The 14,515-nt window shown below is 71.4% G+C and carries 15 protein-coding genes; 10 read left to right on the top strand and 5 right to left on the bottom strand.

The window, feature by feature from the left end; all coding sequences use genetic code 11:
• The first annotated feature begins 64 nt into the window (after positions 1–64).
• Positions 65–1,237, top strand: coding sequence for a GNAT family N-acetyltransferase (locus tag AB0J90_RS21255; protein ID WP_363598329.1), 1,173 nt, complete (start codon positions 65–67; stop codon positions 1,235–1,237).
• 108 nt (positions 1,238–1,345) lie between these two features.
• Here AB0J90_RS21255 and AB0J90_RS21250 read toward each other — a convergent pair whose 3' ends face one another.
• A complete protein-coding gene (locus AB0J90_RS21250; protein WP_363598327.1) occupies positions 1,346–1,804 on the bottom strand; it encodes a GNAT family N-acetyltransferase in 459 nt (152 codons plus the stop codon).
• 136 nt (positions 1,805–1,940) lie between these two features.
• On the opposite strand from AB0J90_RS21250, the gene AB0J90_RS21245 reads away from it, so the two are divergent.
• A complete protein-coding gene (locus AB0J90_RS21245) occupies positions 1,941–2,582 on the top strand; it encodes a GNAT family N-acetyltransferase (RefSeq protein WP_363598325.1) in 642 nt (213 codons plus the stop codon).
• A 38-nt stretch (positions 2,583–2,620) separates the two neighbouring features.
• Here AB0J90_RS21245 and AB0J90_RS21240 read toward each other — a convergent pair whose 3' ends face one another.
• Positions 2,621–3,247 (bottom strand): TetR family transcriptional regulator, encoded by a 627-nt coding sequence (locus tag AB0J90_RS21240; RefSeq protein ID WP_363598323.1) that lies wholly within the window; start codon positions 3,245–3,247, stop codon positions 2,621–2,623.
• Positions 3,248–3,331: 84 nt separating this feature from the next.
• Between AB0J90_RS21240 and AB0J90_RS21235 the strand changes: the two genes are divergently transcribed.
• Complete coding sequence (locus AB0J90_RS21235) at positions 3,332–4,084, top strand: SDR family oxidoreductase (RefSeq protein WP_363598321.1); 753 nt, start codon at positions 3,332–3,334, stop codon at positions 4,082–4,084.
• Between the two features lie 23 nt (positions 4,085–4,107).
• Here AB0J90_RS21235 and AB0J90_RS21230 read toward each other — a convergent pair whose 3' ends face one another.
• Both AB0J90_RS21230 and AB0J90_RS21225 read right to left on the bottom strand, forming a co-directional pair.
• Entirely contained in the window at positions 4,108–4,401 is a 294-nt protein-coding gene (locus AB0J90_RS21230) for a hypothetical protein (RefSeq protein ID WP_363598319.1), read from the bottom strand.
• A gap of 277 nt (positions 4,402–4,678) precedes the next feature.
• Positions 4,679–5,830 (bottom strand): epoxide hydrolase family protein, encoded by a 1,152-nt coding sequence (locus AB0J90_RS21225; protein ID WP_363598317.1) that lies wholly within the window; start codon positions 5,828–5,830, stop codon positions 4,679–4,681.
• Between the two features lie 224 nt (positions 5,831–6,054).
• Here AB0J90_RS21225 and AB0J90_RS21220 point away from each other — a divergent pair, with 224 nt between their 5' ends.
• The 6 genes from AB0J90_RS21220 to pepN all read left to right on the top strand — a co-directional run bounded on the left by AB0J90_RS21220 (position 6,055) and on the right by pepN (position 12,591).
• Positions 6,055–6,594, top strand: a complete 540-nt coding sequence (locus tag AB0J90_RS21220; protein WP_363598315.1) for a PadR family transcriptional regulator — start codon at positions 6,055–6,057, stop codon at positions 6,592–6,594.
• Positions 6,591–7,319: an ABC transporter ATP-binding protein gene (locus tag AB0J90_RS21215; RefSeq protein WP_363598313.1), complete on the top strand. Its 729-nt coding sequence runs from the start codon at positions 6,591–6,593 to the stop codon at positions 7,317–7,319. Before AB0J90_RS21220 ends, AB0J90_RS21215 begins: the two co-directional genes overlap by 4 nt.
• Position 7,320: 1 nt before the next feature.
• Positions 7,321–9,108, top strand: a complete 1,788-nt coding sequence (locus tag AB0J90_RS21210; RefSeq protein WP_363598311.1) for an FtsX-like permease family protein — start codon at positions 7,321–7,323, stop codon at positions 9,106–9,108.
• Positions 9,109–9,351: 243 nt separating this feature from the next.
• Positions 9,352–9,543: a DNA-binding protein gene (locus tag AB0J90_RS21205; protein ID WP_363598309.1), complete on the top strand. Its 192-nt coding sequence runs from the start codon at positions 9,352–9,354 to the stop codon at positions 9,541–9,543.
• A 56-nt stretch (positions 9,544–9,599) separates the two neighbouring features.
• Positions 9,600–10,034 carry a VOC family protein gene (locus AB0J90_RS21200; protein ID WP_363598307.1) on the top strand — a complete coding sequence of 145 codons (435 nt, stop codon included), beginning with the start codon at positions 9,600–9,602 and terminating at the stop codon, positions 10,032–10,034.
• 160 nt (positions 10,035–10,194) lie between these two features.
• Positions 10,195–12,591 (top strand): aminopeptidase N, encoded by a 2,397-nt coding sequence (gene pepN, locus AB0J90_RS21195; RefSeq protein ID WP_363598305.1) that lies wholly within the window; start codon positions 10,195–10,197, stop codon positions 12,589–12,591.
• Positions 12,592–12,622: 31 nt separating this feature from the next.
• Here pepN and AB0J90_RS21190 read toward each other — a convergent pair whose 3' ends face one another.
• Complete coding sequence (locus tag AB0J90_RS21190; protein ID WP_363598303.1) at positions 12,623–13,474, bottom strand: NAD(P)H-binding protein; 852 nt, start codon at positions 13,472–13,474, stop codon at positions 12,623–12,625.
• 104 nt (positions 13,475–13,578) lie between these two features.
• Between AB0J90_RS21190 and AB0J90_RS21185 the strand changes: the two genes are divergently transcribed.
• Positions 13,579–14,397 (top strand): helix-turn-helix domain-containing protein, encoded by an 819-nt coding sequence (locus AB0J90_RS21185; protein ID WP_363598301.1) that lies wholly within the window; start codon positions 13,579–13,581, stop codon positions 14,395–14,397.
• The last annotated feature ends 118 nt before the right edge of the window (positions 14,398–14,515 follow it).

Here is a 14,515-nt window from a genome sequence, read left to right as displayed (position 1 = left end):
TGACGCGGAATGACCCGTGACGAGCCCGGCAGAGGAGCCGGCCGGATCCGGGAGAGGAGCTGAGATGGCGCTATGGCGGATCAGGGCGACGGTCGACGACCGGCCCGGTTACCTGGCGGTGTTGACCGCCAGTCTCGCGCTGCGCGGAGTCAACATCCTCACCGTGCAGGTACACACCACCGAGGCCGGTGCGCTCGACGACTTCCTGGTCGACGCACCGGAACGACTGACCGCGGCCGACCTGGTCGCGGCGGTGGAACGCGGACGCGGCCGGAACTGCTGGGTGGCGCGCAGCGAGGCGCGTGGCCTGGTGGACCAGCCGACCCGCGCCCTGGGGCTGGCCAGTCGGCTGGTCCGTGATCCCGACTCGCTCGGCGAGGCGTTGCGGGCCCTGCTCGGGGCCGACGCGGTCACCTGGCGCCCGGCACCCGGACAGAGCCGTCCGCAGGCCGGGCTGGAGACCATGCGACTGGCCGACCCGGCCGGCGGTTCCTACGAGGTGCTCCGCGCCGCACCCGGCTTCACCCCGGCCGAGTACGCCCGCGCCCAGGCGCTGGTCGACCTGGCCGCGAACGTGGTGCGGCGTACGGCCGAGCAGGTCACCCTGGTCCTGCCCGACGGCGCCGAGCTGACCGTACGACCGGCGACCGCCGAGGACCTGCCGGCGGTGCTGGCGATGCAGAACCGCTGCTCGGCCCGGACCCGCTGGCAGCGTTACCTGGGTGCGGCCACCCCGACCCCGGACCGGTTGCGCCAACTGCTGGAGCCGGCGCGGGGGATGACCCTGCTGGCCGTGGCCGGCGGTGTCGACGGCACCCCGGAACGGGTGGTGGCGATGGCGAACCTGGTGCCCGAGGGTGCGCTGGCCGAGGTGGCACTGCTGGTCGAGGACGCCTGGCAGCGGCGTGGGCTGGGCGGCGCGCTGATGCGCCGGCTGGTCGCGTACGCGAGCCGCGGCGGTTGTGCGGCGCTGGTGGCGCACGCGTACGCCGACAACCTCGGCCTGTTGCGGGTGCTGCACCGGGTGGGGCGGCCGGAGCCGGTCGAGACCGACGGTGACCTCGTGACCGTCACCCTGCCACTGGACGGCGCGCAGCTGGCCGTCGCGCCCGACGCCGACGTCGACCAGACCACCGGGCGGACAGCCGCCGACCCGGCCGATGCTTCCGCCGATGCGGCGGACGAAGACCCCAGCGGCCCGGCTCCGGTGCGGAGCCGGGCCGCCGGTACAGCCTGACTGGGGCGAAGGAGAGAGGGTTCCTTCCTGTGGGACGGCAGGAAGGGACCCTCTCTCCGTTACTTCGGTAGAGCACCACCGGACACCACTAGTGATCGCTTGCGCTGATCACGCGTCAGGCACCGCCAAGGTCGGCTCGCGCACCATGAAGACGTCCACCGCATTCTCGGTCTCAGGTGTGAACCCGTGCCGCTCGTACAGCCGACGCGCCGCACTGCCCTGCAGCACGTTCAGCCGGACCAGGGTGCCATCGCGGTCGCACCGCTCCAGCAGCCCACGCAGCACGGCCGTACCGATGCCGCTGCCCTGCAGGTACGGGACCAGGTAGAAGTGCTCCAGCCAGTGGGCGTCCTCGGCCGGCCGCAGCGACACACAGCCGGCGAACGCCCCGTCCACCTCGATCACCCAGGTGTGCTGCGGTGTGAACCCGTCCCGTAGTCGCTGCCGGACCCGTTGCTCGTCGTACCGCCCGAGCCGTTCCAGGTCCGCCCGCAGCACCACGGCCCGCAACTCGGCCACCGCCTCGATATCCGCCACCGAAGCCGGCCGGATCTCCCAGTCCGCCATGATCGCCAAACTATCCTGCCGGGCTGGTCCGGCTCGCGGCGATCCTCCGGCCCCGCCAGCTCGGGCGTCCTTTCGACGACCGGGGTTGGTCGTAAACCGGTAGCGCGGCAGGGGCCTGATGGTCAGGATCGGGCTCGTGCTTGTCGACCTGTGGCCCCAGTACGGTCTCGCCATCTCCACGCCGAGGCTTGAGCTTCGTCTGCCACGTGAGGAGGAACTGGCGCAACTCGCCCACCTTGCCGGCAGAGGCGTGCACCGCGCGGACGAGCGCCCGTTCCTGACGCCGTGGACCGAGGGCGGCCCGGGGGACCGGGCGCGGCACGTGTTGCAGGGCCACTGGGGCGGGCTCGGCGGGTGGAGCACGTCGGCCTGGCGGCTCGGGCTCGGTGTCTTCCGCGAGGGAATCCCGCTCGGCCTGGTCACCCTTCGAGCACGTGACTTCCTGGTCGTACGGGAGGTCACGACGTCGTCATGGCTGGGGATCGAACACCAGGGCAGGGGCTACGGAACCGAGGCGCGAATCGGTCTGCTCACGCTGGCCTTCGAACACCTCGGCGCCAATGCCGCGCTCACCGAGGTCTTCCAGGACAATCACTCCTCCCAGGGCGTGTCCCGCAAGCTCGGCTACGAGAGCGACGGCATCTCCGTCGACGCCCGTGGCGACGAGGCCGTGGTATCCGACCGCCTACGGCTCACCCGAGAGAGGTGGCGCCAGCAGCAGCGGCCCGCGGTTACGGTCGACGGCGTCGCGGCCTGCCTGCCGGTGTTCGGCCTGTGACGGCGTCCGCTCGTACCGGGTAGGGCTTTTCGTGGTGTTCACCCGGGAAGCGCGAAGGAGCGGACGTAGGCCAGGGCCGCGTTCATCGACGCCCGAAGCGGGCGTGTGTTCCGCATCGTCTGGCCGAGAATGGTCCCGCCCTGTAGCGCCGTGAGCAGGGCGAGGGACAGTTCGTCGAGGTCCGCGTCCGGGTGCAGTTCGCCCCGGTCCCGCATGGCGAGCAGGCCGTCGTGCAGCAGTGCCTGCCAGCGGAGGAACCCCTTGCTGAGGTCTTCGCGCGACTCCTCGTCGGTTGCGCTGAGTTCCCCGGCCAGTGAGCCGAGCGTGCACTCGCCGCGACCGTCGTTCTGTTCCTGACGTTCGATCGCCGCGTCCGCCCACGCGCGGAGGGCGTCGAAGCTGTCGAGCAAGCCCATCATCGGCTGGCCGGGGACCGGCGCCGCGTCGGCCTGACGGGTGATGACCGCCCGGATCAGGGCCTGCTTGCTGTCGAAGTAGTGGTAGATCTGCGAGCCGCTCACCCCGGCCGCCTTGCGGACATCCTCGGTGCCGGTCCCGGCCACCCCGTGTACGGCGATGAGGTCGGTGGCCGCCTGCAGGATCCGCTCACGGGTCGCCTGCCCCTTGCGCGTCAACCGGCGGGGCGTGTCCGGGCTCTCTGTCACGGGGACCAGCCTACCGGAATGGGTTGCACAACCCAAAACATGCTGCTAAAAATTGGGTAGCCCAACCCAGAAAGCAGGGATGTCATGTCCGACAGCACTGATCTCGCAGGTCGTACCGCTCTGGTGACCGGCGCAACCGCTGGCATCGGCCGAGCCGTGGCCCTCAAACTGGCCGACCGCGGCGCCGAGGTCGTCGTACACGGCCGGGACCCGCTCCGAGGGAGCGAGGTGGTGGACGAGATCGCCGCACGCGGCGGCCGGGCGCGTTTCGTGGTCGCCGACCTCGCGAACGCCGACGAGGTCGTACGGCTGGCCGAGAACGCCGGCCAGGTGGACATCCTGGTCAACAACGCCGGCATCTACGTCTTCACCAGCACGCCGGAGACGAGTGCGGAGAGTTTCGACCGGCACGTCGCCATCAACACCCGCGCACCCTTCCTGCTGGTAGGTGCGCTGGCGCCGGCGATGGCGAAGCGCGGCTACGGTGCCGTCGTCAACGTCACCTCGACCGCGGCCACCACGGTCGCACCCGTCGGTGCCGCGTACGGCGCGTCCAAGGCCGCGGTGGAACTGCTCACCCGCTCCTGGGCCACCGAGTTCGGCGCCAGCGGGGTGCGCGTCAACGGCGTCTCGCCGGGCCCCGTACGCACCGCCGGCACCGAGCAGATGCTCGGCGAGAGCGTGGAGGTGCTGGGTCAGGCCAACATCCGCGGTCGGGTGGGAGAGCCGGACGAGATCGCCGATGTCGTCCTGTTCCTGGTCGACGGCCGCAGCAGCTACGTCAACGGAACGGTGGTGGTCGCCAACGGCGGCGAGCGCAGCTCACTGCCCGGCTGAACACCGGCACCGGCCCCTGCCGGTCAACGGTAGGTGAGGTCCATGGTGTCGGTATGCCCCGACCAGGTGAGGGTGAGATGCCAGCAGCCGGGCTCCGGTAGGTCGACGATGGACGGTCCGGGCCCACCGGCGACGCGACGGGTGACGGAGGTGTCCGAGCCGTCGAGATCCGCGTCGATCACGAGATCGCCGGGTGGGTCCGGGAGCTTCGACACCCAGAGGATCTTGTTGGTCGGACCCTCCGGCCTGGAAACCGTGAGCGGGTACCCGAAGATCGCGCCGACGATGTCTCCCCGGTCGCCCATGACGTGCGGCATGCTCGAATCACCGGAGAACCCGGCCCGAGCCCACTCGGGCAGCGGACCGGTTTCGACCAGCGAACCGCAGCCCGTCCTGGCCGGGCTCGGCGCTGCCGGAACAGCGGGAGCCGACCGTACGGAGGGGTCTGCGGCCGTGCACCCGGCGAGCAGACCGACAACGACCGGAACGAGCAGGACAGCCGACCGCGAAACTCTCATGCACCTGCGAGTCACCACGCCGGCATCAGGTTCCCGGCAGCGGAGCCGGGCCGACGCGACCCGGCTCCTCGACCGATCAGTACGGGCGCAGCGACGTGAAGAACCGCCTCAGTTCGCCCGCGAGCAGGTCCGGTTCCTCCAGCGGCATGAAGTGCCCGCCCCTACCCGGTTCGCTCCAGTGCCGGATGTCGGTGCAGGCGCGTTCGGCGATCTCGCGCGGGAAGTTGGTCTGCGACGGTTCGGTGCTCACCGTGAACGCGGCGGGCACGGTGATGGCGGGCCGTGGACCGTTGTGGTCGAAGTCGAAATACTGCCGGAACGTCGAGCCGATCGCGCCGCTCGCCCAGTACAGGGTGATGATCGTGAGCAGGGTGTCCCGGTCGAAGCGGCTCTCCAGGTCCCCGTGGTTGTCGCTCCAGTCCCGGTACTTGTCGACGAGCCAGGCCGCCAGCCCGGCCGGGGAGTCGCTGAGCGCCGCCGCGATGGTGTCCGGCCGGGTGCCCATGATGGCGCTGTAACCACCGTCGGTCTGGTCGTACGCGGCTTCGGTGTCGAGGTACGCCTGCTCGGCGGGGGAGAGCGGACGGGCGTCGAAGTTGGCCGGGAACGGCGGGTGGATCAGGTGGATGCCGGCGACCTGCTCGGGGTACAGGGCGCCCAGCCAGCCGGTGACCACACCGCCGATATCGCCACCGAAGGCGCCGTACCGCTGGTAGCCGAGGATGTCGGTCATCAGCAGGTGCAGCGTCCGTGCCATCGCCGCGCGGGTGAGCGGACCCTTCGGCAGATCCGAGTAGAGGAAGCCGGGCAGCGACGGAACCACCACGTCGTACGCGTCGGCGGGGTCGCCCCCGTAGCGGGCGGGGTCGGTCAGACGGTCGACCAGCGGCAGCATCTCCACGAAGCTGCTGGGCCAGCCGTGGCTCAGCAGCAGCGGCAGTGGTGCGGGCGCACCGGCCAGCCGCTTCCCGCGTACGTGCAGGAAGTGCAGCCGGCGGCCGTCGATCCGGGCCTGGTGGTGCGGCAGTGCGTTGAGTTCGGCTTCCCGGGCGCGCCAGTCGAACCCATTTAGCCAGTAGGACACCAGGTGTCGCAGGTAGTCGGGGTCGGTGCCGGCCTGCCACGGCTGATCGCCGCTGGCGGTGGTGAAGCGCGTACGGGCAAGTCTTGCCCGCAGGTCGTCGAGCACCTCGTCGGGTACGTCGATGCGGAACGGGGAGAGGGTCATTGTTCCTCCGGTTAGGAGGGCGCTCTCCCCGACGCGAAGTCAGCGGACAGGGATGGCCGGGTGGAGCGCCCAGGCGTGACGTCGGGTCTTCACCGGGCTCACCTCCCCTCATCGCTGACGCGGCCACTCTACCCAACGGTGACGGCCGACCCTGACCGGCCGTGATTTGACAGCGCTATAGCTAGCGGTTATCTATTAGCGGTCTATTCGAGGGGTGTGCCGGGATGCAGGACGTGGTGCTGGCCATGCTGGCGAAGGAGCCGACGCACGGGTACGAACTGCGCGCCCGGATGCGTGACGCACTCGGCCCGCTCGGCGAGGCGATGAACGCCGGGCAGATCTACGTGACGCTGGCCCGGCTGACCAAGGCCGGACTGGTGGCCTCGGAGCGGTCCGAGGGTCTGCCGGACCGGCCCGATCGTCGGGTCTACGCGCTCACCCCGGCGGGGCAGGAGCGGGTCGCCGGCTGGCTGGCCGAGGTGAGCTGGCCGAAGCCGGACCTCACCGAGTTCCACCTGAAGCTGGTGGCAGCCGCGTCCGCCCGGTTGGCAGACCCCGTGGCCCTGGTCGACGCGCAGCGGCGTGAGGTGCTGCGCCGGCTGCGCGACACCCAGCGGGCCGCACTGGACCGGTCGGTGGATCCGGTCGCCGGCCTGCTGCTGGAGGGCGTCGTACTGCGGCTGCGGGCCGACCTGGAGTGGCTGGAGGCGTGCGAGCGGATGTGGACCGGACGTGATCGCACTGGACGGAAGGCGGGGGCATGACCGGATCCACGGCGCTGCGGACACGCGGGCTGACCAAGCGGTACGGCTGGGACAACGCGCTCGTACGCGCGGTCGACGAGGTCGACCTGGACGTACCCGCCGGGCAAGCGCTGGCGATCATGGGACCGAGCGGCTGCGGCAAGTCCACGCTGCTGCACCTGCTCGGCGGACTACAACGCCCCACCGACGGGGAGATCTGGCTGGCCGAGCACCGGATCGACACGATGAGCGAACGGGCCCTGGCCCGGCTGCGGCGACAGCACATCGGCCTCGTCTTCCAGTCCTTCCACCTCATGGACGAACTCACCGCGGTGGAGAACGTCGAGATGGCCGCGCTGCTGGCCGGTCGGGCACCCGGGCGGGCCCGTCGGCGTGCGCTGGACCTGCTGGACCGGGTCGGGTTGGCCGACCGGGCGACGCATCTGCCGTCGGCGCTGTCCGGCGGTCAGCGCCAACGGGTCGCCATCGCCCGCGCGCTGAGCAACGAACCGCTGGTCGTACTGGCCGACGAGCCCACCGGCAACCTGGACAGCGCCGCCACCCTGGAGGTGCTGCGGCTGTTCGAGGAGTTGCGCGCCGGGGGACAGACGCTGGTGGTGGTCACCCACGACGCCCGCATCGCGGCGGTCGCGGACCGGGTGATCGCCATGCGTGACGGGGCGTTCGCCGACGACAGCCTGCTCGCCGGTGCCGGCACCGGGACCGTCTACGGCGGGGGCCGCTGACGTGGCGGGTCGCCTGCTGCTCGTGTGGCGGCTGCTGGTGCGGGACCTGTCCCGGCGCCGGACCGAGACCGTACTGCTGCTGGTCGCCGTCACCGCCGCGACCGCGACGCTGACCCTCGGCCTCGCCCTCAACGAGATCGTCACCCGCCCGTACGAGCAGACCAGGGCCGCCACCGCGGCACCGGACCTGGTGGTGGAGCCGGGATTTTCCGGGCCGGCGGCCCTGGACGCGCTCGCGCCGCTGACGGCCCTGCCCGGCGTCGCCGCCCACAGTGGGCCGTACCCGCTGGCGTTCCTGGCGTTGACCGCCCGTGACACGACCGTACGGGTCGTCGTCGAGGGCCGCGACGGGGCGCCGGCCGCGGTCGACCGGCCAGCGGTTACCGAAGGATCATGGGTACGCCCCGGCGGTGTGGTCGTCGAGCGGACCTTCGCCGACGCCCTCGGCCTGCGTACCGGCGACCCGGTCAGCGTCGAGGGTCACCCGCTGCACGTGACCGGGATCGCGGTCACCGCGGCCAGGCCCGCGTACCCGCGTGTCGGCTGGCACCTGCCGGGCAGCATCCTGACCGAGGGCGGCGGCCTGCTCTGGGCCGACCGTGGTGACATCGCCAGGCTCGCCGGCAGTCGGCCGCTGTCGTACACGGTGAACCTGAAACTCGCGGACCCGGCGGCCGGGATCGCTGTCGTCGACCCGTCGCAGGGGAATCCTCGGTTCCGGGGCTGGCACTTCCGCACCGGGCAGGACATCGCCGACGCCAACGGCCGGCTGAACGCGCAGGCACGGGAGGTCCTGCTGATCGGGAGCTGGCTGCTGACCGCTCTCTCGGTGGCCGGCGTCGCCGGCATCGTCGCCGGTCGGGCCATTGGGCAGCGACGCCGGGTGGGACTGCTCAAGGCCGTCGGCGCCGGACCGGCGATGATCGCCGCCGTCCACCTCGCCGAGTATCTCGTGATCGGCCTCGCCGCCGCCGGCACCGGCCTGGTCGCCGGCTGGCTGGCCGCGCCCGCGCTGTTCCGCCCGACGGTGGGGCTCATCGGCTCGGTGGGAGTCGACCCGCCACCGCTGCGTCTGGTGGTCGCCGCCACCGGGCTCGCCCTCGGGATCGCGGTCGCGGCGACCCTGGTGCCGGTGGTACGCGCCGCCGCATCCAGCACCACCCAGGCGCTGGCCGATGCCGCCACACCCCCACGCCGCCGTGGGTGGGCCATCTGGCTGTCCCGCCGGCTGCCCACCGCCCTGCTGATCGGCGTACGCATCAACGCACGCCGGCCGCGCCGCGCTCGGCTCGTCACGGTGAACACCCTGGTCACCACGACCGCGCTCGCCGCCGTACTGATGGCCTTCGCGCAGGAGCGCAAGCCGGTGGATCTCGGCTACTCTGACCTTCCCGACGCCCGCGACGAGCGAACCACCCAGGCCCTGCTCATCGTCGTCGGCGTGGTCTGCCTGCTCGCGCTGCTCAACACCGTCGTGAGCACCTGGACCGCCGTCCTCGACACCCGGCACCCGCTGGCGGTCGCCCGCGCGCTCGGCGCGACACCCGCGCAGGCCGGCATCGGCCTGGCGGTGGCGCAACTGCTCCCCGCCATACCGGGCGTCGCCGCGGGGATCCCCTTCGGTCTCGTGACCTTCTTCGCCGGGGGCGACAACCGGTACGCGCCCGCCTCCTCGATGTTCGCCGCGGCACTCGGCGTCCTGCTCGCCGTCGCCGCGCTCACCGCCGTCCCCGCGCTGGCCGCCGCACGCCGCCCGGTCGCGGACACCCTCGCGTCCGCACCGACCTGACGGCCATCACCGCCGCGCCGCTACAGGGGCCAAGAGACGCTCCGGCCGTGCCCTGGTCACGGGTCGCCGGTGGTCTCACTCGGTGGGGCGGCGTGGCCGGCTCGGCCGGCTGCTCGGGGGCGCCGGTCGATGCAGGGGCGCCACGGCAGCCCGCAGACGCAACGCCTGGACAACCAGGCCCGACGCCGATGGATGGGAGCGGACGTGTCTCGCGACTCGTTGCGGCGTGTCTCCGGTCCGGGTATGCGACTCATGGGCGCTCACGAGATCCGGATGCGGCTCGGCGGCATTAGCCGCCAGCGCGTTTACGCGATCACGTCACACCGGGGATTCCCGGCGCCCGTCGCCGAACTACAGCAGGGCAACGTGTGGAACGCCGAGGATGTCGAACGGTGGATCCGCGAGCACCGGCCCGACCTGGCCGACGAGGAGTAGCCGTACCTCTCGGGGTGGGTGGAGACGGCGGAACAACCTGCATCTATGGTGGACCGATGGCGTCGGTCAAGCAGGTCCAGGTCACCTTCGACTGTGCAGAACCCGAGCGCGTCGCTCGTTTCTGGTGCGAGGTGCTGGGGTACGTCGTCCCGCCGCCGCCGGAGGGGTTCGCCACCTGGGACGATTTCGATCGCACGCTGCCGCCCGAGCGTCAGGGCTCGTCGTTCGCGTGCGTCGATCCCTCGGGTGTGGGCCCCCGACTGTTCTTCCAGCGCGTGCCCGAGGGCAAGGTCGTCAAGAATCGGCTGCATCTTGACGTGCGGGTCGGCACCGGCCTCGTGGGTGAGGAGCGTGTGGCCGTACTCGAGGCCGAATGCGCGCGACTGATCGCGCTCGGCGCGGTACGCGTACGGCTGATGCTCGCCGACGACGAGAACGAGTCGTGCCTCGTGATGCAGGACGTCGAGGGCAACGAGTTCTGCCTCGACTGAGTGACTCGCGGAGGTGGCACCTTCGCGACGACACCGGCCTTCGAATCGTCGTAGTCCGCGATCGGACTGCCGATTCATCGACGGGGTCGGCTCGACGCTGACGGCCGCGGCGCAGAACGCCCGGCTGTTGGCTTCGATCGCCTGACCGTAGCCTGTCGGGGTGTCACTGACCCTGGACGAGGCCCGTACGCGGGCCGCCATGCTCTCCGAGGTCTCCTACGACCTCGCGCTCGACATCACGTCCCCGGACGCCTTCCGTAGCCGGGTCGTCGTGCGCTTCCGCACCAATGGTGGCGATACGTTCCTTGAGCTGCACCGGGCCGAGTCGCTGGAGGTGACGCTCGACGGCTCGACGATCGCGCCGACGTACGACGGATCCCGGACCGCGCTCGACGGCCTGGCCCCCGGTCCGCACGAGGTCGTGGTGGACGCGCGGCTGCGATACGTCACCGACGGCGAAGGCCTGCACACCTTCACCGACCCGGTCGACGGCGAGCGGTACGTCGGCGGCTACCTCGGCCTGGACATCACCCAGCGCCTGTTCGCCTGCTTCGACCAGCTCGACCTCAAAGCGCCGATCACGCTGACCGTGACCGCGGATCCGACCTGGACCGTGCTGTCGAACGGGCTGCCCACGGTCACCGACGGGGGCCGGTTCAGCTTCGCCACCACCCAGCCGATCCCGTGCGACCTGTTCGCCGTCGCGGCGGGGCCGTACCACTCGGTGCGGTGGGAGCACAACGACGTACCCATGGGATGGCACGCGCGCCGCTCGCTTGCCGCGGACCTGGAGCGCGACGCCGCCGAGCTGCGGCGGGTGACCGAGGTCTGCTTCGACCACTACGCCGAGATCTTCACCGAGCCGTTCCCGTTCGACTCCTACGACCAGGTCTTCGTGCCCGAACTCAACTGGGGCGCGATGGAGTGCCCGGGCTGCGTCACGTTCAACGAGTCCATGCTGCCGCGCGAGAGGGTGACCGACGACGACCGACGGCGCCGCGCGATGGTGATCGCACACGAGATGTCGCACATGTGGTTCGCCGACCTGGTCTCCCCGGTGTGGTGGGAGGACGCGTGGCTCAACGAGTCCTTCGCGGACTACATGGGATTCGAGGTCGCCGAGACCGTGGCCGGGTACGCCGGCACCCGGGTGTCGTTCGAGGCGGCGTACAAGCCCGGCGCATTCCTCGCCGACCGGCGCCGTTCCACGCACCCGGTCGCACCGGCCGCCGAGGACGTGCCCGACGTCGACACCGGCACCACGATCTTCGACGCCATCTCCTACGGCAAGGGCAACGCGGTCCTACGGCAGCTGGTGACCTGGCTCGGGGAGGCGGACTTCCTGGCCGGGGTGAACGCGCACCTCACCCGGCACCGGTTCGCCAACGCCACGCTCGAAGACCTGCTGTCGGCGCTCGACGCCGCCTCGCCGCGCGACGTACGCGGTTGGGCCGAGGTGTGGCTGCGGCAGTCCGGACACGACATGATCCGGGTCACGCGTACGGGCGACGTTCCGGTGCTGACCCGGGACGGCGTCCGGCCACACCGGTTCACCGTCACGGCGTACTCCCCGTCGCTGGAGCCGGTCGGCTCGCGTCTGGTCGACCTCGCGGACGAGCCACTGGAGTTGCCGGAGTGGGCCGGGCTGGTCGTCGTGCCCAACTCGCACGGCGAGACCTTCGCCCGGATCGAGCTGGACCCGTTGTCGTACGACACCGTCGCGCGCGCGTTGGCCGCCCTGCCGGACCCGCTCGTGCGGGCGGTGCTGTGGACGACGGTGCTCGACCGAGTTCCGCCGGCCACGCACCTGGAACTGCTGGCGCGACAGCTGCCGCGCGAGTCGTCACCCACCCTGGTGACCGCCGCCCTCGACCGGACCCTGAACGATTTGGTACGGCGCGTGCTGCCGCCCTCGGACGTACCGGCCGCGCTCGAGGTGATCGCCGCCGCGTGCGCGCTCGACGGCGAGCCGGACGAGCAGCGCGCGATCGCGCTCGCGCGCGGGCTGACCCGTACCACGAGCGACACCGCGCTGTTGCGACGCTGGCTGGACGCGGACGCGACCGACCAGGGTTTGCCGCTCGACCCCGATCTGCGCTGGGCCGTCGTACGCCGGCTGGCCGAACTCGGCGGCATCGAGGCGCCGGAGATCGAGGCCGAGCGGCGGCGGGACGGCACTGCCGCAGGCGATCTCGGTGCGGTCACCGCCCTGGCCGCCCGCCCCACAATCGAGGCGAAATCGGCAGCCTGGGCGGCGATGACCGAGCACCCCGACGTCTCCGTACGCCGCTTCCGGGCGTTGGCCACCGGGCTCTGGTCACTGTCGCAACGGGAGCTTGTCGCGCCGTACGTCGCCGCCTATGTCGGGGTTGCCCCGTCGCTGGCCCGGCGCGGGTCGGCGTTCGCCGCCGAGGTCGGTCGGGCCTTCCCCGCCTTCCCGCTGACCGCCGAGGAGTTGGAGCTGGTACGTGAGGCGCTGCGCGGCGACGTGCCTGCCGTGCTGAGGCGGTACTGGGAGGACGAGCTGGACGACCGTACGGCGTTGACCGTCAGGTGAAACTGGCTGGCATCCCGCCGAGCCGAGGATCTCATCCGAAGGCTTCCCGATGACGCTGCGCCCAGCTCCGGAAGGTCGCGGGAGGACGCCCGAGCACCTTTTTCACGTCGTCGGTGAGGGTGGCGTTGTGCCCGGCGCGTGTCCAGGCGGAGCCGACGGTGGTGGCTTCGACGGCTGCCGGAGGCATCCCCGAGGCCAGTAGTTGCTGACGTGCGGCGGTCGGGGAAAGGTCCGCGGTGACGACGGGTCGGCCGATGACCGCTGCGAGCTGAGTCGCCTGGTCGGAAACGCGGAGCAGTTCCGGACCGGTGAGGGTGTACGTCTTGCCGGCATGGACGGGGTCGGTGAGTGCGGCGACCGCGACCTGCGCGACGTCGCGGGGATCGACGACGCCCTGGGTGCCTTCGCCGGTGAGGTTGGGTACGGGCTGCCCGGCGCGGATCATGCTCGCCCAGTGGAGACAGTTGGAGGCGAAGCTCGACGGCCGCAACACCGTCCACGCCATCCCGCTGGCGCGGACGGCGTCCTCGGCCGCCTGGTGCCAGGCGCCAACGGTCGCGGTGCCGAATCGTTCGCCCGTCCCGATCGCGGAAAGCTTCACCACCGCACCGACGTGCGCCGACCGAGCGGCTGCGAGCAGCGCCAGGTCGTGATCCGGCGTCGGTACGGCCGGAGCGGTCAGCAGGAACACGGTACGCACGCCGGTCACCGCGCGGCGCAGCGAGTCGGGGTCGTCGAAGTCGGCTCGTACCACGTCGGCGCCGGGCGGCAGCGGCTGCCCGGCTCGGGCCCGCGTCATCGCCCGAGCGCGATACCCGCCCTGCTGGAGGAACTGCATGACGTGCCGGCCGACTGTGCCGGAGGCACCGGTAACGAGGATCATGGGTGTCACGGTTCCAGGACCGCCCGAGCCAGGCCTAGGAACTTTCGGCACAGCTCGATCGGGCTGCTGGGCCCGGCCCCGGGCCACGACGTACGGTCTGAAGCGTGAAGCGCGACGAGTTGGTCAGCCCGGAGGTGGCGCGGGCGCTTCGGCCGTGGTTCTCCGGAATCACGCTGGGAGCGCAGGCCGTGGTCCACGACGCCCCGGCCGTGCTCGAACAGCCCGATCACGCCACCACGCTGACCTGGCGCGCGGGGTCTGCCGACCCGTACGAGGTCGTGATCATGGGTCCCCGGACGCGGGCGAGGTACTACGTCGACCGGCCGGGCCGGGACTGCCTCCAACTGCGGTTCCGACCCGGCCGAGCCGCGGAAGTCCTCGGTTTTCCGCTCCGAGACCTTGCCGATCGTGCCGTTGCGGTCGCCGACGCGGAGAGCGAGTCGATGCGTACTCTCGTCCGGCTGATCGCAGACGGTCACGTGTCGTCTGCCCCGGACTCTCCTGAGACACGACTCCGGTCGCTGGCCCGAGCCCTGCCGATGGCCCTGGCAGCGCAGGGCGACCGTGACGGTCTGCGCAGCCGGGTCGTCGCGGAGGCGACAGCCAGGCTGTCCGGCGGTGACGGCTCGCCACGTGAGCCCGTCAGCCTCGTCGCTCGACGATTGAACATCAGCGAACGCCACCTTCGCACTGTCTTCGTCGACGGCGTGGGACTGACGCCAAGCCAGTTCGTACGCATCGACCGTGTTCGCCTGGTGCTCGCCCGGATCGGACAGAAGCTGCCTGAGCTGGCCACGGACGCTGGCTACTACGACCAGTCACACATGGGCGCGAATTTCCGAGGGGTCATGGGCGCGACCCCGCACGCCTTCGCGGTACGGCGTTGGCCTGCCGTCGAGGCATGCAGCGCGGAGGCCGCCTGACCCGCGATCCCGATACCCGCCGACCCGTGCAGACGACGTGCGGCTTCCGGAGGTGTGGCCGTCACCGTGCATGCGGCGGATACGGGAACACCCGGAGGCGGCGCTACGGCCTCCGGTG

It is taken from the genome of Micromonospora sp. NPDC049523 (assembly GCF_040676775.1).
GTDB lineage: Bacteria > Actinomycetota > Actinomycetes > Mycobacteriales > Micromonosporaceae > Micromonospora_G.
Note: the sequence above shows the minus strand (reverse complement) of the source record. Positions and strands in the feature narration are given on the sequence as shown.